The following is a 20544-nucleotide window of genomic DNA, read 5'->3' on the forward strand; positions in this document are numbered from 1 at the left end:
AGACGACATAAATGAGTCGTCTGTCAAACATATTAATATATTGCTTTTCTCTCTTTTATAACTCGTATATTTTGTAACGTACTATCTTCAGGCCCTTGAACAGGAAGACCCGCTTCAACATTCATCTTAATGAAATCAATATTACTTTGCGTAATGATTTCCCCGGGAATAAAAATCGGAATTCCAGGTGGGTAAACCATTATAAACTCAGCACAAATGTAACCTTCAGAAAGTGCAAGCGGTATGCTTTCTGTTTGTGCATAAAAAGCATCCCGTGGTGACATAGCAAGTGCCGGTATTTCTGGAATTTGAACATTTGTTTCTGTAATTGAAGCATCTGATTCAAACGTTTTTGACATACGTCTTAAAGCATTTATAAGTAAATTTACTTCTTTTTTCGAATCTCCAATCGTTACTAAACATAGAATATTGTAGAGATCCGATAGTTCAATTTCTATATTGGCGTTTACTCGAAGCCACTCTTCAGCAACATGACCTGTAATACCTAAATCTTTTACACTGATTAATAGTTTCAATGGATCCATATCGTAAGTTGCAGATGTACCAAGCTTCTCACGTCCTACACAATGAAGATGTGGTATGGAATTAATACGTTTACGCGCATCTTTTGCTAAATGAATCGCATCGTCCAACAAAGTCTGCCCATGAACAGCTAATTGACGACGGGCTGTATCAATTGAAGCAAGCATAGGGTAGGAAGTGGATGTTGTTGTTAACATTGAAAATACAGATTGTACACGTTTAGCGGACACAAGGCCCTCTCTAACGTTTAATACTGAACTACCTGTCATTGAGCCACCTAACTTATGTGTGCTCGTTGCAGCCATATCTGCGCCTGCTTGCATTGCCGATAAGGGTAAATCATCATGGAACTTAATATGAACGCCGTGAGCTTCATCTACAATTACAGGAATGTTTCTCGCGTGAACAATGTCAACAATACGTTTTAAATCTGCTACAAAACCAAAATAAGTAGGGTTAATAACAAGTACTGCTTTCGCATCCGGATATTTCAATAGTGCACGCTCAACTGACTCAGGTGAAATCCCATGGGAGATGCCAAGCTCACTATCTACTTCAGGATGGATAAAAATTGGGATAGCACCCGCGAAAACAATCGCTGACATAATTGATTTATGTACATTCCGCGGTACTATTATTTTATCGCCCGGACCGACGACGGTTAAAATCATCGTCATAATGGCGCCACTAGTACCTTGTACGGAAAAGAATGTATGGTCAGCCCCAAAGGCTTGGGCAGCAAGGTTTTGTGCTTGCATAATCACACCTTTAGGAGCGTGTAAATCATCTAGTGGAGCAATATTAATTAAATCAATTGATAAAACGTTGTCGCCTACAAATTCTCTGTAAGCTGGATCCATTCCCTGTCCTTTTTTGTGACCTGGAATATGGAACTGAATAGGATGTCTGTTGCGATGCTTGAGTAATGCATCAAACAAAGGAGTCTCTAACTGTGACAACGCAGGTACCACCTCACTATATTGTAATTTTAAAACAAGTGAATTATAGCACCTATTAAAGATGCTGACTATATAAATATTTCGAATACTTGAAATGAAGACACTAATTTTAGGAGGAATGGCTATGAATTGGCATACAAAGGTAACAGAATTATTACAGGTTCAATATCCGATTATCCAAGGTGGACTGGCATATTTAGCTTACTCAGAGCTTGCTGCAGCTGTTTCTAATGCAGGTGCATTAGGGCAAATTACCGCAATGAGTTTATCGTCGCCCGATGCTTTAAAGGAAGAAATAAAAAAAGTGAAAGAAATGACAAATAAACCATTTGGAGTAAATTTTGCGATAGGTATGCATGGAAAAGGGTATGAAAAAATGGTAGAAGTCGCTGCGGAAATGGACGTTCCTGTAGTAACGATTACAGGGGGCAATCCAGCGCCTATTTTTGATATATTAAAAGATGCATCTTGTAAAAAACTAGTATTGGTAGCAGCAAAGCGTCAAGCGCAAAAAGCAGAACAGCTCGGAGCGGATGCTGTCATGGTTGTTGGACAAGAAGGAGGCGGTCATTTAGGAAGAGACGATGTTGGAACGATGGTATTGGTGCCTCAAGTAGTAAATAGTGTATCGATTCCTGTTATAGCTTCTGGGGGCATAGGAGACGGTCGGGGATGGATGGCTGCTCATGCACTGGGTGCAGACGGAATTGAGATGGGGACGCGTTTTATTGCTACTAAGGAATGTGTTCATGCCTCATTGGCGTACAAGCAGGCATTAATTGAAAGTGAAGAAACTGATACGGCAATTATAAAACGTTCGATTGGTGCACCTGCCAGAGTAATTCGCAATGAATTTACAGATAAAATCTTGGGAATTGAGCAACATTCTCCTACTTATGAAGCTTTAAAAACTTATATTAGTGGAGAAGCAAACAAAAAATTTATATATGATGGTGATTCAGCAAATGGATATGGATGGGCAGGCCAAGTGACAGGTTTGATAAATGATATTCCAACTGTTGAGGAATTAATTCAGCGTATGGTTGTACAAGCAGAAGAAATCCGTTTAAAATGGGGGCAGCAATAATTAAAGGCAGGTAATAATCTATGGAATATTCATACCCATTATCAACAGATTGGACTACAGAAGAAATGGTCGATGTCGTACATTTCTTTGAGGTAGTGGAAATGGCATACGAAAAAGGTGTAAAGCGTGAAATCGTTATGGAACGCTACAAAAGCTTTAAAAAAGTTGTTCCGTCACAAGCTGAAGAAAAAACGATTTGCCGTGATTTTGAACAAGCTAGCTCCTACGTACCATATCGTGTTGTAAAGCTAGCGAAGGAATTGGCTGATGGACAAATTGTAAAAATGAAATAAGAAAATGAATGTGGAACATAATTTGTTTCAGCATCAAAAAAGAGAAATTGCACTTCAACTGTGCAATTTCTCTTTTTAGTTTATTAATTTTTTTGAAAATTCTTTTAGATTATTGGAATGTTTAGCAGTCTTTTGTACATATTAATAATAAATGGTTAATTGTTACCTTTGATGATTTCATAAATTGGGAGAAGTTCATCAAATGTCGTTTCCACTAGTTGTAAAAAGTGCTCTGCAGACATTTGAATAGCATCGTTGGCGGGAATATGTCGACCAATCAGGAATTCTCCTTTTTTTACATCGCGGAGACGTACAAGGAGCTGTTCCAGTTTCTCATCGCGTGCTTCCTTTAAAGGAATGGCATCCGGCTGCATATGGTCCCCGGAAATCACGTAATCATCTGATAAATCTTTAATGGTATTAATATTAGTTAATAGACGCTGTGCCATTTCATTCTTTTGTGGTGCTTCATAAATAACTGCAATAACGATGAAAAGATGTGTACCCCAGAGTCCGATCTGAAAATGCGGTAAAGCTTTATAGCCACGCTTGTACGGGGCAAATGCAACCCAAGAATCTTTTGGTGGGTTAACAGTACGACGTGCATGTTTTGCGACATGACCAAAGAATTCTTCCCCTGTCTGTGCACTGAAATAACCTGTGAAAGTTTCCGAAAGCTCATGAAACTTTGGGCGAATTAGATTTGTTAAAGCTTCCATGCGTTCATCTAAACCATCAATTTCAAATACTTGGAAGTCTTCTGCGGTCCATTTTACATTACTCAAATTTTTCAAATCCTTTCGAATTAATGTTTATTTTATTAAGTTTTTGGGAAAAAATCTGTTAATAGAAACTTTATACCGTTATATTTTACAAATGGTGTGGATATTATTATAAGTAATTAGTCATGGTATCCAAACCTTTTTATAAAAGTAGGGAAAAGTTCAAATAATATGATGAGGAAGTGATTTTTATGAAACAGATGATTAAAATTATACGCAAAGTCGATATTGAAAAGCAATATGAAGAGATTTTAATGTTGGAAATGGATTACGAGCTAGCAACACTTTATTCAGCTATGAATGATAAAAATCAATCTGAAATTGAAAAATCCAAAAAACGTTTAACAGAAATTCAAGAGGAACTAAAAGGTCTACATGTATATGCATAATAAAAAAATGTTACCAAAATAAAAAATCACTTGCCAAAGTTAGATAGCAAGTGATTTTTTGTTATAATGAAGTTATTAAAAAAAGTTCCATATATTACATATTAAAATTAGCAATGGTTGTCGGAAGGTGGATGAACGATGGATGTAAAACAGCTAGATGAATTTGCGAAAAAAATTATTATTGAAGCGGGGCAAAATATCCGTGCAGCATTTTCATACGATATTGAAATCGAAACAAAATCTAGTCCCAATGATTTAGTGACGAATATTGATCGGGAAACAGAGTTATTTTTTATCGAAAAAATCAAAGCATTTAATCCGGATCATCGTATTTTAGGTGAAGAGGGAATGGGTGAAAAAGTCGAAAATCTAGAAGGGGTCGTATGGATTATTGATCCAATTGACGGAACCATGAATTTTGTTAAGCAACATCGCCATTTCATGATTACAATTGGCATTTATGTGGATGGTGTTGGAGTTTTAGGCTACATATTTGATGTAATGCGGGAGGATCTATTTAATGCCATTTCTGGGGTAGGAGCATGGTATAACGATTCTCCACTTCGCAAACTTCAGCCTGTAAAAATTGAACAGGCTGTTATCGGAATCAATGCAAGTTGGGTAACACCGAATAATCGTATTAATCACGAAAAAATAACTGAGTTAGTCCGAACAGTTCGTGGTACTCGCTCTTATGGATCTGCTGCGATGGAAATAGCTTTTGTCGTAAGTGGAAAGCTGGATGCTTATATTTCAATGCGTTTAGCACCATGGGATATTGGTGGCGGGGTCATTATTGCTAAAGAAGTAGGAGCTATTGCAACAAACTTTAATGGGAAAAATTTCGATTTCTTATCAATGGATACATTTTTAATTGCGAATCCTTCTATCCATCAGTTAATTTTAGACAAATATATTGAAGAAAAAAAATAAAAACTTCGGTGCGTATACGCACCGAAGTTTTATGCATTTTAGAGTAAGCCTTGGTCTCTAAATTTACGTTTCGTTTTAAATGCCATTCCAAAGATTGCACACATAACGACAACCCCTACAACAACACCAATCCAACCTATCGTTTCATATTTATCGCCAATCATAAATACAAGTGAAAAGGCAAATCCAATACTGATCATTGATAGAATCGCTGCCAATGCATAAATAAACATTACAAATTTTGCTTTATTCATATTTCCTGCCTCCGGACATCTTTTATATGTGACTAAAAAATGATATTAATTATTGTGAAAAGACATTTAATCTTTCATGTGCTATAATATCACAGTTAAACAATTGAAAAAAGAATATGGAGTGGAATAATGACAAATTTACGTCAAGATATTCGTAATATCGCAATTATAGCTCACGTTGACCATGGTAAAACAACGTTAGTAGACCAATTATTAAAGCAATCAGGTACTTTCCGTTCAAATGAACGTGTAGAAGAACGTGCAATGGACTCTGGTGATATAGAGCGTGAACGTGGGATTACGATTTTAGCTAAAAATACAGCAGTAGATTATAACGGTACTCGTATCAACATCCTTGATACGCCTGGACACGCAGACTTCGGTGGAGAAGTTGAACGTATCTTAAAAATGGTAGATGGCGTTTGTTTAGTTGTCGATGCGTATGAGGGTTGTATGCCTCAAACACGTTTTGTATTAAAGAAAGCATTAGAACAACGTTTAACACCAATCGTTGTAGTAAACAAAGTAGATAAAGATTCAGCTCGCCCACTTGAAGTAGTAGACGAAGTATTAGAATTATTAATCGAGCTAGGTGCAGATGAAGATCAATTAGATTTCCCAGTTGTTTATGCTTCTGGTGTAAATGGTACAGCATCTTTAGATCCAGACCCAGCAAACCAAGAAGAAAACATGACTTGCTTATTCGAGAAAATTATTGAAGCAATCCCAGCACCAATTGATAACTCAGAAGATCCATTACAATTCCAAGTAGCATTACTTGACTATAATGACTTCGTTGGTCGTATCGGTATCGGTCGCGTATTCCGCGGTAGAATTTCTGTAGGTCAACAAGTTTCTCTTATGAAATTAGACGGTACAGTGAAAAACTTCCGTGTAACAAAAATCTTTGGTTTCTTCGGTCTTAAACGTGAAGAAATCCAAACAGCTATTGCTGGTGACTTAATCGCGGTTTCAGGAATGGAAGACATCAACGTTGGTGAAACAGTTTGTCCAATTGATCATCAAGAAGCGTTAGTACCATTACGTATTGATGAGCCAACATTACAAATGACATTCTTAGTAAACAACTCACCATTCGCAGGTCGCGAAGGGAAATGGGTAACTTCTCGTAAAATTGAGGAACGTTTACTTGCACAATTACAAACTGACGTATCTCTACGTGTAGAAGATACAGAATCTCCGGATGCTTGGACAGTTTCTGGTCGTGGTGAGCTTCACTTATCAATCTTAATCGAAAATATGCGTCGTGAAGGTTTCGAATTACAAGTGTCTAAACCACAAGTAATCATCCGTAACATCGATGGCGTGAAGTCTGAGCCAATCGAGCGCGTTCAAATCGATGTACCTGAGGATTCTGTAGGTTCGATCATCGAATCAATCGGTACTCGTAAAGGTGAAATGTTAGATATGGTAAACAACGGATCAGGACAAGTACGTTTAATCTTTAACGTACCAGCACGAGGTTTAATCGGTTACACAACTGAGTTCATGTCAATCACAAAAGGTTTCGGTATGATGAACCATACATTCGATCACTACGCTCCAGTAGTAGCAGGTAAAGTTGGCGGCCGTCACCAAGGTGTATTAGTATCTATGGAAAACGGTAAAGCAACAACTTACGGTATGATGGGTGTAGAAGATCGTGGTACATTATTCATCGAGCCAGGTACTGAAGTATACGAAGGTATGATCGTTGGTGAAAATACACGTGATTCTGATATTACTGTTAACATTACAAAACAAAAACAAAAAACAAATATCCGTTCGGCAAACAAAGACCAAACGAATGTTATTAAAAAGCCTCGTATTTTATCACTTGAAGAAGCATTAGAATACTTAGGTGATGACGAGTATTTAGAAGTAACACCAGAATCAATTCGTTTACGTAAACAGATTCTTGATAAAGGCGAACGTGAACGCGTTGCTAAAAAGAAAAAGAACGCTGAGTTAGAAGCTTAATTGGCGTCAATAAGGAAAGGTGAATGATGTTGGCTGTGTTAAGTAGCTATTTTGATTTAGTATTACTAGCATCTATATCTAGTAGTGAAAATGAATATGTCTTTAATCGTATGTCAGGGATTACAAGTTATTTATACCAAAATTTACCAAACTACGACATGGCTGGTTATGTAACATTTATTCTCGTGTTCCTTATGTCGGCAATAGTTTACAAACTAGGGTTTGCGAAAAAACTAACATTAGGAAGAAATATTGTTATCTATGCGTTCCTATTTATCGGATGTATGATATTAACTTTTCTAGCGTTATTCCTACCGATGATTGAAGGTTTAATTGTCGCTGCGTTGATTCTAATTGTTTATAAATCACGTTTATGGCGAGAAAAACGAGAAGAAGCGAAGCAGGCAAACTAATACTTTTAAAGAGGTGTGTTAATTTAACACACCTCTTTATTTTTAAGTGTGTTTATTTGAAACCGCTTCAATGGAAACGTTATAATTCATTAATGGGGATAATAAATTAAATGGAGTAGAGAATAAAATGAATTTTACTAAAAAACAAGTCATTATAACAGTCGCTTTAGCGCTAGTTATCATATCTTGCATTATCTTCGTTCCCGCTGTTCTAACAGCAAAAAACGAAGATAATGCAGCGGCAGAATTAAGCAATATTTACAATGATCAATTTGTCGTAACAAAATCGACAGCACCTGCAATTGTTGATGATTTTGAAATTACTGTCCAGTCGGAAAAGACAAATGCAGTGTATGATTTTGAAGTAAAAGACGGTGAATATTTTGGTGAATACTTTGCTGAAAATGTTAACATACAAGTTAACGAAATGATTCAACCAATTGTTGGAGAAGATATTTTAGTTATGTCCAATGTATTCCAGGATGGCTTAAAAGAAGAAGCGACTTTGGAAGAAGTAAATGTCGAGAAAGCTACGGTTCATTTAGTGGTGGATGAAGATATTTCAGAAGATACAGCCAAGAAAATTGCCGATACATTAAAAGCTCAATTTGGGGAAATCGCAGTTACGGTAGAAGCTTATGTTGTAGATGAAGAACGTGTATTTGAAGGGGTAAAAACAGAAGTAATCAATTTTTTCCAACTAAGCAAAATTAATGCACAAAGCTTTGTTGACTTCAAGTTCCACAATCAGTCATTTCAATTTTAATTAATGAAGATATTATGTATGTCTAACTGAAATTAATAAGAATAAGAAAAAATATCAATTTTCTCATGGGAGAGAAAATTGATATTTTTTGTTTTGTTCCCGACTCTTTAAAATTCTTCATCAAATTTAGACGATGTTCTGAAGAAGCGGAAATTTCCTGTTTCAATACGTTTCTGCGTATTATCTGTGATGCGTTCTGAGCACGGTGGACACATAAACGTATGAATTGGGCGATTTCGCAATTTTTTTGCTAAAGGTAGATCGTTTGGCAAATCATGTAGTGTATCACAAATGACACATTTTACACGCATGACGAATTCCTCCTATTGAATACGAATCGCACGCACATTTTTTATTGGATTTTCCACATTTGAACCGTCTGCAAAAAGTACATGTACTGGACCGTCCTCTACAAGCGGTTTACCATCTTGGCTAAATTTAAAAATAAAGTTTTCAGCCTGTTGCAGTGGGAATACAAACTCTTCATCTGTCGTACATTCGAAAACGACTTCGTTTGCACCATCTATAATTTGTGCATTATTTAAAAACGGCTTAATTTCCATTCCGAATGTTCCTGTAAGCATACCTTTTCGATCAAATTTACGCTCTGTTTTTAAAGTCGGCGGAAATACAGCACCTTCCATAATCTCGCGTGACCAGTGTGCACCCATATCACGTAAGTATTTTTCATTATCTTCTTCAACTTTTTCCGAAACAAAATACGTTTTCAGATTAAGTTTACGATCATCAAAAATCCATACGGTAGGGTCTAACGTCAATTGGAATTTGACAGCGCCTTTTATAGGAATGATTGTTTCGACCATTTGTAAGTCCCCCCTAAACTATTTTCCTTCATCATTATAACGCTATTCCCGGTAGAAAGAAATATAATTGAATTGAATGTAAATCATACAAAGACGCTTGCATTTTTGAATGTAAAAAGATACACTTTATTAAGATAGAATCGAAGAAATATCATAGATGGGGGCGTCCTCATGGATACGAAAGCACAAGCTTCCTTTCAGGAAAAAGCATTAGAGCTACTAACTGCGGATGCAGATAAAATTGCTCGATTAATTCGCGTACAAATGGATAATTTAACTATGCCGTCTTGTCCGTTATATGAAGAAGTATTAGATACACAAATGTTTGGTTTATCACGTGAAATAGAATTTGCTGCAAGGCTTGGGCTAATTGAGCGTGAACAGGGAAAGAAAATTCTCGATTCTTTAGAGAAAGAGCTTTCTTTATTACATGATGCGTATACAGACAAATAAAAGAAAACTCAAACGCTACATTGCGGTTTGAGTTTTTTTTTCAAAGAAGAGGTTTATAACATGAAACATTACTTTAAAAATTATTTTCGCAATTTCGATTACAGTCTGTTGTTTGTTTACATTCTATTAATGTTATTTGGACTTGTTATGATTTATAGTTCGAGTATTTGGATTTCTATTATTCAATATGATGCAAATCCTAATTTTTATTATAATCGCCAGCTCGTCAATATAATTTTAGCGTTAATTTTGTTTACGGTCGCTGTCATTACGCCTTATAAAAGATTATCAAGCAAAACAATTTTAGGTGTACTCCTTGCTGTTATGTTTATACTAGAGTTATGGCTTATAGTTGCCGGCAAAAATATTAACGGATCAAAAAGTTGGATTAGCCTATTTGGCCTTATGAATTTCCAACCATCCGAATTTGCAAAGCTCTTTATTATAGTATTCTTTGCGGGTACATTTTATCGTAAAAGCGTGAATCGTGGTTCAATGCAGCTACTAACATTTGATGATGTGTCGTATCCTTTGGGCATGTGGCTATTTATCGTTCTTGTTGTTGGATTTGAAACAGATCTAGGCGCACTGGTTATCATTGTTGCCATTGCACTGGTCGTTGTTATTACGAGCGGACTTAAGGGTAAAACGCTCGGCAGAATTTTTGGATTATTATCGGCATTGGGTGTTGTCGGAATGATTGGGATTTTAATATTTAAATGGGATACGGTTTTTAATGCGAGTCGTAGAGGCCGTATTACTTCCTTTTTGGACCCTTTCAGCGATCCGCTCAATTCGGGGTATCATGTTGTGAACGGCTATTACGCAATCGGTGCAGGGGGTTTGGAAGGACGTGGGCTCGGACAATCGATTCAAAAGCTGGGATATGTACCAGAACCCCAAACTGACTTTATAATGGCAATTATAGCCGAGGAATTGGGGATTTTGGGGGTATCAATTGTTATAATTGGATTAGGCTATATTGTTATGCGCGGTTACTATATCGCGATGTCAACGATGGATCCGCTTGCACGAATGTTAGCGGCGGGCATTTCTACATGGATTGGATTACAAACTTTTATTAATTTAGGTGGATTATCGGGACTTATCCCGTTAACCGGAGTAACGCTTCCTTTTATTAGTTATGGCGGTACTTCTATATTATTGCTTTCAGTAGCAATGGGGATACTTATAAATGTCTCCACACATCACAAATTGGAAAAAAGAAAGTAATTGGGGGATGAGGAGAAATGAAGTCGATTAAAAAGATTCTAGTTGCAAACCGGGGCGAAATAGCCATTCGTATTTTACGAGCATGTAATGAATTACATATTAAGACGGTAGCGATTTATTCACGTGAAGATAGTGGTTCATATCACCGTTATAAAGCGGATGAAGCTTATCTTGTCGGCATGGGGAAAAAGCCGATTGATGCATATTTGGATATTGAAAGCATCCTGAAAATTGCTAAAGATGCGAATGTGGATGCAATTCACCCAGGGTACGGATTTTTATCTGAAAATGTTGTTTTTGCAAGACGTTGTGAAGAAGAAGGCATTCAATTTATCGGTCCTACTTCGGCACACCTTGATATGTTTGGCGATAAAGTAAAAGCTCGTGAACAAGCAATTTTTGCTGATATTCCTGTTATCCCAGGTACAGATGGGCCTGTAGATAGTTTACAAGAAGTTGAGAAATTCAGTGAAAATTATGGTTTCCCAATTATGATTAAAGCAGCTCTTGGCGGCGGTGGGCGTGGAATGCGTTTAGTAACCTCGAAAGAAGAGCTTCAATCGTCCTATGAACGAGCAAAATCAGAAGCAAAAGCAGCATTTGGCTCAGATGAAGTATACGTAGAAAAGGCAATTATTAAGCCGAAGCATATTGAAGTGCAAATTATCGGTGATACACACGGTAATATTGTGCATTTATATGAGCGGGACTGCTCGATTCAACGACGACATCAAAAGGTTGTTGAAATCGCACCATCCAATTCGATTTCGGAGCAATTGCGCAACGAGATTTGTGAAGCAGCTGTTAAATTAATGAAAAATGTAAATTATATTAATGCAGGTACTGTGGAATTTTTAGTAGCGGATGATAAATTTTATTTCATCGAAGTAAATCCGAGAATTCAAGTAGAACATACAATTACAGAAATGATTACCGGAATTGATATTGTACATGCTCAAATTAAAGTAGCAGAAGGGCGTAACCTGCACTCGAAGGAAGTTGGCGTACCTGCACAAAATAAAATTCCACTATTCGGATACGCAATCCAATCTCGTGTAACGACAGAAGATCCGGCAAACAATTTTATGCCAGATACAGGTAAGTTGATGGTATATCGCTCAAGCGGTGGTTTTGGTGTACGTTTAGATGCTGGGAATGGTTTCCAAGGTGCTGTTGTAACACCATATTATGATTCATTGTTGGTTAAGATTTCAACGTGGGGTATGACGTTTGAAGAAGCAGCAGCAAAAATGGACCGTAACTTGCGCGAGTTCCGTATTCGTGGAGTTAAGACGAATATTCCGTTTTTAGGCAATGTAGTATTGCACAATAAATTTTTATCAGGCGAATTTGATACGAGCTTTATCGATACAACGCCTGAATTATTTGAATTCCCGGAACGCAAAGACCGTGGAACAAAACTATTAAACTATATCGGCAATGTAACATTGAATGGTTTCCCAGGTGTTGAGAAACGTACGAAGCCAATATTTGTACAGCCTGAAAAGCCGAAAGTGGATATTTTAATACCTTCAGCTTCTGGAACAAAGCAAATTTTGGATTCCCATGGCGCGGATGGACTAGTGAAATGGATTAAAGAGCAGGAAGATGTACTTTTAACAGACACAACATTCCGCGATGCACATCAGTCGCTGCTTGCTACACGTGTGCGTTCACAGGATATGCTTGAAATTGCGGATGAAACGTCACGTTTAATGCATAACTATTTCTCGCTTGAAATGTGGGGCGGTGCAACATTTGATGTAGCATATCGCTTCTTAAGCGAAAATCCATGGGACCGGTTAGAAAAATTACGCAAAAAGGTTCCAAACGTTTTATTCCAAATGCTATTGCGTGGAGCAAATGCAGTCGGGTATACGAATTACCCGGATAATCTAATCCGTGAATTTATTCAGGAGTCAGCAGCTTCTGGAGTGGACGTTTTCCGTATATTCGATTCACTAAACTGGATTAAGGGCATGGAAGTAGCAATTGATGAAGTGCGTAATAGCGGAAAAGTTGCAGAAGCGGCGATTTGCTATACAGGAGATATTTTAGATGATTCCCGTGCAAAATATACAGTTCAATATTATAAAGATATGGCAAAAGAGCTTGAAGCAACAGGTGCGCATATTTTAGCGATTAAAGATATGGCAGGTTTACTTAAACCACAAGCTGCATATCGCCTGATTTCAGAGCTTAAAGAATCTACAAGTCTACCAATACATTTGCACACACATGATACGAGCGGGAATGGAATTTATTTATATGCAAAAGCAATCGAAGCGGGCGTAGATATTATTGATACAGCCTTAGGTTCTATGGCTGGTTTAACATCACAGCCAAGTGCCAATTCCTTATACTATGCGATGAAAGGTTCAGAACGAAATGTAAGAGCCGATATTGAAAGCTTGGAAAAGCTATCATATTATTGGGAAGATGTACGTAAATACTACGTTGATTTTGAAAGCGGTATGAATGCACCACATTCTGAAATTTATGTACATGAAATGCCTGGTGGCCAATATAGTAATTTGCAGCAGCAAGCAAAAGCTGTAGGGCTAGGCGACCGTTGGGATGAAGTGAAATCGATGTATTCTCGCGTAAATTTAATGTTTGGTGATATCGTAAAAGTAACGCCTTCTTCAAAAGTTGTTGGCGATATGGCATTATTTATGGTCCAAAATGAATTAACAGAAGACAATATTGTTGAGCGTGGGCAAACAATCGACTTCCCTGAGTCTGTAATTGAATTTTTCCAAGGTTATTTAGGTCAGCCACATGGAGGATTCCCAAAGGAAATTCAGCAAGTTGTATTAAAAGACCGTACACCAATAACGGTGCGACCAGGAGAGCTATTGCCACCGGTTGATTTTGATAAATTGTCAGAGGAGTTAACAGAAAAGTTCGAACGTACACCATCCAAACAAGATGTACTGGCATATGCATTGTATCCGAAGGTGTTCGAGCAATATATGCAAGCGGTAGAATCATTCGGTGATATTTCTGTACTCGACACAGCAACATTCCTATATGGTTTAAGGCTGGGTGAAGAAATTGAAGTAGAAATCGAAAAAGGAAAAACACTTATTATCAAACTTGTTTCAATAGGCGAGCCTCAACATGATGGTACACGCGTACTTTATTTTGAAATGAACGGTCAATCCCGTGAGCTAGTTATTCAGGATTTAACAGTTGAAGTAGATGGCAGCATTGCGTTAAAAGCCGATCCTTCCAACCCTAATCAAATAGGCGCAACAATGCCCGGAACGGTATTAAAAGTTGTGGTGAATAAAGGAAGCTCAGTTAAACGCGGCGAACATTTATTAATCACGGAAGCAATGAAAATGGAAACGACAGTACAGGCGCCAAAAGATGGTATTGTAAAAGAAGTGTACGCTAAAGCAGGCGACGCTATTTCAACAGGTGATTTATTAATAGAATTAGAGTAATTAATAGTGATAGCGCTACTTTATAATTAGTTCAGATAAAAAGAGAAATTGCACAGTGCAATTTCTCTTTTTACGTATGGGGGATTAGGTTCAAGCATACTTTTCGGGAGGGTCCGCCCTCAATGAGTACATAAAAAAATAATAAAGCGCCGCAAATTTCAGAACAAAAATTTGCGGCGCTTTTTATTTTAAAATTGACTAGTCCTACTAATCTCTGTTTCTTTTCTACTTCGATCTTGAAACTATCATAATTAAATAACATAATAATCCGAATAATAGGGTAATCAATAAAGAATGCATTAAAGATACAAACAACTGTAGCTTTAAAAGTACTACAAGCATTCCAGCGATAACTTGTAAAATAACAATTGAAAGGGCAATAATCCAGCCCCAATAAATAACGCGTTGCTGTTTATAGTTTCTAATGACATGGATGGCAATATACGCAATCCATATAACGAATAGTAATACTGCAAAACGGTGACCCATTTGAACCCATTCGTACATATTGTATGGCAACGCAAATGGCTGATTGTTTCGGCAGAATGGCCAATCTGGACATACAAGGCTTGCATCAGTATGGCGCACTAGAGCACCCGTGTATACAACTATATATGAATATAAAGTAACGCATATTGTATGTATTTTTAATTTCTTGCTCATGTATAAGCGGTCAGCATCAAATTTTTTATCAACCTCAAATACTATTAATGTAAGAAGTAGAACCGCAGCAAAAGAGATTAATGAAATACCGAAATGCAACGCTAATATAAAGTCGCCTTGACCCCAAAGAACTTGGGCAGCACCAATTAACGCTTGGAGAACTAAGAAGAACATTGCTAAAAAGCCTAATAATTTTACTTCACGAATATGACCTAGAGTACGCCACGTCCAAACAACTAAAATTAAAATGAAAATTGATACAGATCCAGTAACAAGACGATGTGAAAATTCGATTAATACTTCCGTTGTTATTTCTTTGGGAATCAACGAACCATTACAGTCAGGCCAGTTTCTTCCACACCCAAGACCGCTGTCAGTCTTTGTAACAAGTGCTCCTCCTTGAAGGATGAGTAGCATACCGAGTGTAGACAATACAGCAAACCATTTTAAAAACTTATGATATTTTTGATGCATATAGTGAGCCCACCTACTTTAATTTTCAGGTCGCTACAAAGAGCGTCTCTAGTTTTAGATGATAGCGAAAAAATGTTAAAAATACAACTTCTATCAAGGTTTGTAATGTAAACGTATCCATTTTTTCACAAATTGTTCATAAATTCGTCTCCTATCCTTCACAAATATTGGCAGAAAATGCATTACTATAAAGATGTTGTTTTAGATTTCTGTACGCTTCGACCTGTTTGGCATGGTGAAATTTGAAATTTCTCGAAACGTGTAGAAATCCGATACAAATTTAGATATAGTTATGGTAGCGGAATATGCTTACAAATTTGAAAGGAGTAGTAATATATTGGACACATTTACCATAGTGCATGTAACACTATAGCTTTAACGATAATACTTCTAATAAGTTTTCTTGCACTTATAGATTGAAATTGGTAATCAAAACCAGTGAAGACTTAAATGAAGATTAAAAGTTAAATAGTCTAAAACGCTTCTCGCCATGCCAATAGTACGTGAGAAAGATTCGCTAAGTGAAGAAGACAGCAGGTAAAGGTGTAACCAAAATTACAATATCCTTCCTCATACGTAGGCGAAATTTTGTAAAAGATGGCATGATTCGCTGCCGGCATGTGGGGACTTATAAACATTCAGTCCCGGTTGCACATGAAAATATAATGAAGAAAGAGGGGTTTAATAAGCTATGATGAAAGGGCTTAAAAAATGGCGACTATTTTCGCTATTAACAGTAATGACAGTATTCCTTTCAGCATGTGGTGAAGAATATATTTCAACTCTTCGCCCAGCAGGTGCGGTCGGTAAAGAGCAATTAGATATTTTAATATTATCTATTTGGATTATGACATTAGTAGTAGTTGTAGTTTCGGCTATCTATTTAGTAGCATTCTTCAAATTCCGCCGTACAAAAGTTGGCGAAAACCATATGCCAAAGCAAGTGGAAGGTAGCCACACATTGGAAGTTATCTGGACAGTTATTCCGATTATTCTATTAATAATCTTAGCTGTACCGACATTAACCTATACTTATAAATTTGCAGATGTAGCTGCAATGGATGAGGTAGACGAAGAAGGTAATAAAACTGCACTTACAGTAAATGTAACGGCAAAGTTATATTGGTGGGAGTTTGAGTATCCAAACCAAGGAATTATTACAGCTCAAGAATTAGTAGTTCCAACTGGAGAAAAAGTATACTTCAACCTAATCGCATCTGACGTTAAGCACTCATTCTGGATTCCTGCAGTAGGCGGTAAGATGGATACAAACGTTGATGGCATTAACAAATTCTATTTACAGTTTGATAAAGAGTCTGCAGGCTTAAATGATGGAGAAGGCGTATTCTACGGTAAATGTGCTGAATTATGTGGTCCTTCCCATGCATTAATGGACTTTAAAGTAAAAGCGCTTGAGCCAGAAGCATTTAATGCTTGGGTAACAGCAATGCAAGCAACAGAAGGCCAAACAGCAGATAGAGAATCATCTGATATTGGTGAAGCAACATTTGCTAACTCTTGTTTAGGATGTCACGCAGTATCGGCAGTTGCCGGTAATGGTCTTGGCCCTAACTTAACAACATTTGGTGACCGTAACCGCGTAGCTGGTTTCATGGATCATACGGTAGAAGATACTACTGAATGGATTATGGATGGTATGGAGCCTGAATCAAAACTAAAACCAGGTAACTTAATGACTGGTAAATATAATGTTACTCCGGAAGAAGCAAAAGCAATTTCAGAGTACTTAATGACATTAACAGTTGAAAAGTAATTTAAAACGAGAGAGAAACTTTGAAGGAGGTTAAAGTTGTGAGCTCTGTTACACAGAAAAAGGGCTTCGGGGCACATGTATGGGACTATTTAACAACGGTCGATCATAAAAAGATCGCCATTATGTATTTAGCCGCCGGTACACTGTTCTTCGCAATTGCAGGATTTGAAGCGTTACTTATGCGTATTCAATTAATGTTCCCAGAAAGTACATTCATTTCTGCAGGCCTATTTAACGAATTATTAACAATGCACGGCACAACGATGCTGTTTTTAGCAGCAACACCTATTATATTTGCATTTATGAACGCGATCGTTCCACTTCAAATTGGTGCGCGTGACGTTGCATTCCCGTTTTTAAACTCATTAGGATTTTGGTTATTCTTTATTGGTGCGGTATTCCTTCACCTATCATTCTTTTTAGGTGGAGCACCTGATGCAGGTTGGACTTCGTATGCATCATTATCTTTATACTCACCGGGCCATGGTATTGATTTCTATATTTTAGGTCTACAAATTTCTGGTGCGGGTACGTTAATCTCAGGTATTAACTTTATCGTAACAATCATTACGATGCGTGCACCTGGTATGACGTTTATGCGTATGCCACTATTTACTTGGACTACTTTAGTTTCAAGTTCATTAATCTTATTCGCTTTCCCTCCACTTACAGGTGGATTATTCTTAATGTTAGTTGACCGTATGTTCGGAGCAAATTTCTTCGATCATACAATGGGTGGTAACACAATTATTTGGGAGCATTTATTCTGGATTTTCGGTCATCCTGAAGTTTATATTTTAGTATTACCAGCATTTGGCCTATTCTCTGAGATTATTCCAGTGTTTGCTCGTAAACGTCTATTCGGATACTCTTCAATGGTATTCGCAACAATCTTAATCGGTTTCCTAGGGTTCATGGTATGGGCTCACCACATGTTCACAGTAGGTTTAGGTGCTACTGCGAACGCAATCTTCGCTGTTGCAACAATGGCGATCGCTGTTCCGACAGGGATGAAAGTATTCAACTGGATTCTTACTATCTGGGGCGGTTCAATTAAAGTTACAGTACCAATGCTTTATGCACTTGGTTTCATCCCGTCATTCGTTGCGGGTGGGGTAACAGGTGTAATGCAGGCAACTGCACCACTTGACTACCAATTACATGATTCTTACTTTATCGTAGCCCACTTCCATTATGTAATTGTAGGTGGTATCGTAACAGCATTATTCGGTTCAGCACACTTCTACTGGCCGATTATGTTTAACCGTGCGTTGAATCCGAAACTGGGAGTACTTACTTTCTGGATATTCTTTATTGGTTTCCATTTAACGTTCTTCGTACAGCATTTCTTAGGATTAATGGGTATGCCACGTCGTGTATTCACGTACATGGGTGGTCAAGGTTGGGATTTATTCAACTTTATTTCATCAATCGGTGCTATTATGATGGGTATCGGGGTAATAATATTAGTAATCGATGTATTATTATCAATTAAATCAGAGCCGGTTAACCGTCGTGATTACTGGGGCGATGGTCGTTCTCTTGAGTGGGCAATCGAAACTCCACTGCCATTCTATAACTTTAAACAAACTCCACTTGTTCGTGGATTTGATCCTTATTGGATTGAAAAAGAAGAGGGTAACAAAGAAGGTATGGTCTATGCAGAGCCACTAGGTGAAATTCATATGCCAAACAATTCAATTTTACCGTTCATTATGTCAATTGGTACGATGATTGCTGCATTTGGTGCGTTATATAGCCCATGGGGTGATCAAGTGCAAGCAGGTACAGCTACAGGTGCTCCAGCAGTGGTTTCATTAGCATTGATTATTGGTGGATTAGGTTTAACTATTGCATGTATGATTATTCGTTCATTCAAAGATGATTTAGGATTCCATGTAACAGTTGCCGAAATTGAAAGCATTGAAGCAGATTTAGCTAACTACCGTGCAACAGGTAAAAAAGGGGGTAACAAGTAATGGATATTAATCAAAAATTTACTCCACAAACTTGGCCAAAACACCCTGAACAAGCTACATTGGAAGGGAAAAACAAGTTAGTTGGACTTTGGATTTTCCTTGCATCGGATACAGTGTTATTCGCGAGTGTATTTGCTACATATATCGCACTTAAAGATAGCGGTCCAGCAGGTATGGAGTTCGCGGCAAGAGATCTATATGAATTACCGTTAGCATTTATTATGACAATGCTGCTTTTAACATCATCGTTGACATCGGTATATGCAATGTACCATATGAAAAATTACAACTATTCAGGTGTTCGTACTTGGATGGGGATTACAGTTCTTTTAGGCTTAGGTTTCTTATGCTTGGAAATTTACGAGTTTTACCACTATGTGCATATTGGATTTGGTTATACACAATCTGCATTCTCCTCTGCATTCTTTACACTTGTAGGGATGCATGGGCTTCACGTAGTCATTGGTTTAGTTTGGATTACAGGTTTAATCATCCGTAACAGTAGTCGTGGATTAAACTTATACAATGCACCGAAGTTTTTTGCCGCTTCTCTATACTGGCATTTCATCGACGTTGTATGGGTATTCATCTTTACAGTAGTATATCTGATGGGAGTGTTGGGATAATATGGGACACGAAACTCATGTAGAAGTACGTACTCAGGCACAATATGAATATGATAAAGCTCATTCAAGAGCTCATATGCGTAAACAAGTAGTAAACTTTGCGATCATGATTTTCTTAACATTTATCGCGTTTGCTGCTGTATTAGCAGATTTTTCACCAACTTTTATCATTCCAATTATTTTATTGTTAGCTGGAATACAAGTGGTGCTGCAACTATATGCTTTTATGCACTTGGAAGATCGTTCAACTCATATGGTTGGCGTAATTGAATTCTTTATTTGGAGTGCAGCCTTTATTGCGTTTACGTTCTTCGTAGCGTTTACAACAATTATTTGGTGGGGCAATTACTAAACCAGGCGTCCTTAGCGAAAGCTAAGGACGTTTTTTTATTTTTTGGCTCAAGCCGCTTGCGCTATCGCGAGGCGCGGAGAGCGGAAATACTATGTTTTATATCTTTATTTTTGCAGAAATTCACTTTATACCAAAGCAGAGTGACGCGGAGTGAAGGGTGAGCTGCCAAAATACTTCCTTCAATGAAAAGAGTTATGCGAAGTATAGGGTGGACTCCTTGGCGATTAAGCGTGCACGGAAAATGGGTTACTCCTGTCGCTGATGCTTTCATTGCAAGGAAAGACTACCACGGAACGTAGTACAACAGACTCGAAC

20 protein-coding genes are annotated in these 20544 nt (G+C 37.5%); 14 read left to right on the forward strand and 6 right to left on the reverse strand.

Annotated features, from left to right (window positions below):
• Positions 1–32 precede the first annotated feature (32 nt).
• Positions 33–1502 carry an aminotransferase class I/II-fold pyridoxal phosphate-dependent enzyme gene (locus tag H9632_RS00885; protein ID WP_191702248.1) on the reverse strand — a complete coding sequence of 490 codons (1470 nt, stop codon included), beginning with the start codon at positions 1500–1502 and terminating at the stop codon, positions 33–35.
• Between the two features lie 124 nt (positions 1503–1626).
• Between H9632_RS00885 and H9632_RS00890 the strand changes: the two genes are divergently transcribed.
• Together H9632_RS00890 and H9632_RS00895 are read left to right on the forward strand one after the other, a co-directional pair.
• A complete protein-coding gene (locus H9632_RS00890) occupies positions 1627–2589 on the forward strand; it encodes an NAD(P)H-dependent flavin oxidoreductase (RefSeq protein WP_191702249.1) in 963 nt (320 codons plus the stop codon).
• 20 nt (positions 2590–2609) lie between these two features.
• Positions 2610–2882: a UPF0223 family protein gene (locus H9632_RS00895; protein WP_191702250.1), complete on the forward strand. Its 273-nt coding sequence runs from the start codon at positions 2610–2612 to the stop codon at positions 2880–2882.
• A 155-nt stretch (positions 2883–3037) separates the two neighbouring features.
• On the opposite strand, the gene H9632_RS00900 is transcribed toward H9632_RS00895, so the two are convergent.
• Entirely contained in the window at positions 3038–3667 is a 630-nt protein-coding gene (locus H9632_RS00900; RefSeq protein ID WP_191702251.1) for a YktB family protein, read from the reverse strand.
• A 188-nt stretch (positions 3668–3855) separates the two neighbouring features.
• Here H9632_RS00900 and H9632_RS00905 point away from each other — a divergent pair, with 188 nt between their 5' ends.
• A complete protein-coding gene (locus H9632_RS00905; protein WP_191702252.1) occupies positions 3856–4053 on the forward strand; it encodes a hypothetical protein in 198 nt (65 codons plus the stop codon).
• Positions 4054–4191: 138 nt separating this feature from the next.
• The gene (locus H9632_RS00910) at positions 4192–4986 is read left to right on the forward strand and encodes an inositol monophosphatase family protein (protein ID WP_191702253.1); all 795 of its coding nucleotides are present in this window, start codon (positions 4192–4194) and stop codon (positions 4984–4986) included.
• Positions 4987–5024: 38 nt separating this feature from the next.
• Here H9632_RS00910 and H9632_RS00915 read toward each other — a convergent pair whose 3' ends face one another.
• Entirely contained in the window at positions 5025–5240 is a 216-nt protein-coding gene (locus H9632_RS00915) for a DUF5325 family protein (RefSeq protein WP_191702254.1), read from the reverse strand.
• A gap of 129 nt (positions 5241–5369) precedes the next feature.
• Here H9632_RS00915 and typA point away from each other — a divergent pair, with 129 nt between their 5' ends.
• From typA to H9632_RS00930, 3 genes are all read left to right on the forward strand, one after another.
• Entirely contained in the window at positions 5370–7220 is a 1851-nt protein-coding gene (gene typA, locus H9632_RS00920; RefSeq protein ID WP_191702255.1) for a translational GTPase TypA, read from the forward strand.
• 26 nt (positions 7221–7246) lie between these two features.
• Positions 7247–7633, forward strand: a complete 387-nt coding sequence (locus H9632_RS00925; protein ID WP_404829001.1) for a YlaH-like family protein — start codon at positions 7247–7249, stop codon at positions 7631–7633.
• Positions 7634–7760: 127 nt separating this feature from the next.
• A complete protein-coding gene (locus tag H9632_RS00930; RefSeq protein ID WP_191702257.1) occupies positions 7761–8399 on the forward strand; it encodes a fucose permease in 639 nt (212 codons plus the stop codon).
• 107 nt (positions 8400–8506) lie between these two features.
• On the opposite strand, the gene H9632_RS00935 is transcribed toward H9632_RS00930, so the two are convergent.
• Positions 8507–8710 (reverse strand): YlaI family protein, encoded by a 204-nt coding sequence (locus H9632_RS00935; protein ID WP_191698537.1) that lies wholly within the window; start codon positions 8708–8710, stop codon positions 8507–8509.
• 12 nt (positions 8711–8722) lie between these two features.
• Positions 8723–9223, reverse strand: coding sequence for a peptidyl-prolyl cis-trans isomerase (locus tag H9632_RS00940; protein WP_191702258.1), 501 nt, complete (start codon positions 9221–9223; stop codon positions 8723–8725).
• A 171-nt stretch (positions 9224–9394) separates the two neighbouring features.
• Here H9632_RS00940 and H9632_RS00945 point away from each other — a divergent pair, with 171 nt between their 5' ends.
• Genes H9632_RS00945 through pyc form a run of 3 tightly spaced genes read left to right on the forward strand, consistent with a single transcriptional unit; the run spans position 9395 to position 14361 of the window.
• Positions 9395–9676 carry a YlaN family protein gene (locus H9632_RS00945; RefSeq protein WP_191702259.1) on the forward strand — a complete coding sequence of 94 codons (282 nt, stop codon included), beginning with the start codon at positions 9395–9397 and terminating at the stop codon, positions 9674–9676.
• 60 nt (positions 9677–9736) lie between these two features.
• On the forward strand, positions 9737–10909 hold the full coding sequence (locus H9632_RS00950) for an FtsW/RodA/SpoVE family cell cycle protein (RefSeq protein ID WP_191702260.1): 1173 nt from the start codon (positions 9737–9739) through the stop codon (positions 10907–10909).
• Positions 10910–10926: 17 nt separating this feature from the next.
• Entirely contained in the window at positions 10927–14361 is a 3435-nt protein-coding gene (pyc, locus tag H9632_RS00955) for a pyruvate carboxylase (RefSeq protein WP_191702261.1), read from the forward strand.
• 225 nt (positions 14362–14586) lie between these two features.
• On the opposite strand, the gene H9632_RS00960 is transcribed toward pyc, so the two are convergent.
• On the reverse strand, positions 14587–15498 hold the full coding sequence (locus tag H9632_RS00960; protein WP_191702262.1) for a COX15/CtaA family protein: 912 nt from the start codon (positions 15496–15498) through the stop codon (positions 14587–14589).
• A gap of 691 nt (positions 15499–16189) precedes the next feature.
• Here H9632_RS00960 and coxB point away from each other — a divergent pair.
• Genes coxB through H9632_RS00980 form a run of 4 tightly spaced genes read left to right on the forward strand, consistent with a single transcriptional unit; the run spans position 16190 to position 20229 of the window.
• Complete coding sequence (coxB, locus tag H9632_RS00965; RefSeq protein WP_191702263.1) at positions 16190–17272, forward strand: cytochrome c oxidase subunit II; 1083 nt, start codon at positions 16190–16192, stop codon at positions 17270–17272.
• A gap of 38 nt (positions 17273–17310) precedes the next feature.
• On the forward strand, positions 17311–19251 hold the full coding sequence (locus H9632_RS00970) for a cytochrome c oxidase subunit I (RefSeq protein WP_191702264.1): 1941 nt from the start codon (positions 17311–17313) through the stop codon (positions 19249–19251).
• Positions 19251–19877 (forward strand): cytochrome (ubi)quinol oxidase subunit III, encoded by a 627-nt coding sequence (locus H9632_RS00975; protein WP_191702265.1) that lies wholly within the window; start codon positions 19251–19253, stop codon positions 19875–19877. The genes H9632_RS00970 and H9632_RS00975 overlap by 1 nt, the downstream gene beginning before the upstream one ends.
• Position 19878: 1 nt before the next feature.
• Positions 19879–20229, forward strand: a complete 351-nt coding sequence (locus H9632_RS00980) for a cytochrome C oxidase subunit IV family protein (RefSeq protein ID WP_191702266.1) — start codon at positions 19879–19881, stop codon at positions 20227–20229.
• The last annotated feature ends 315 nt before the right edge of the window (positions 20230–20544 follow it).

The organism is Solibacillus merdavium (assembly GCF_014836935.1).
GTDB classification, from domain to species: Bacteria; Bacillota; Bacilli; order Bacillales_A; family Planococcaceae; genus Solibacillus; species Solibacillus ferritrahens.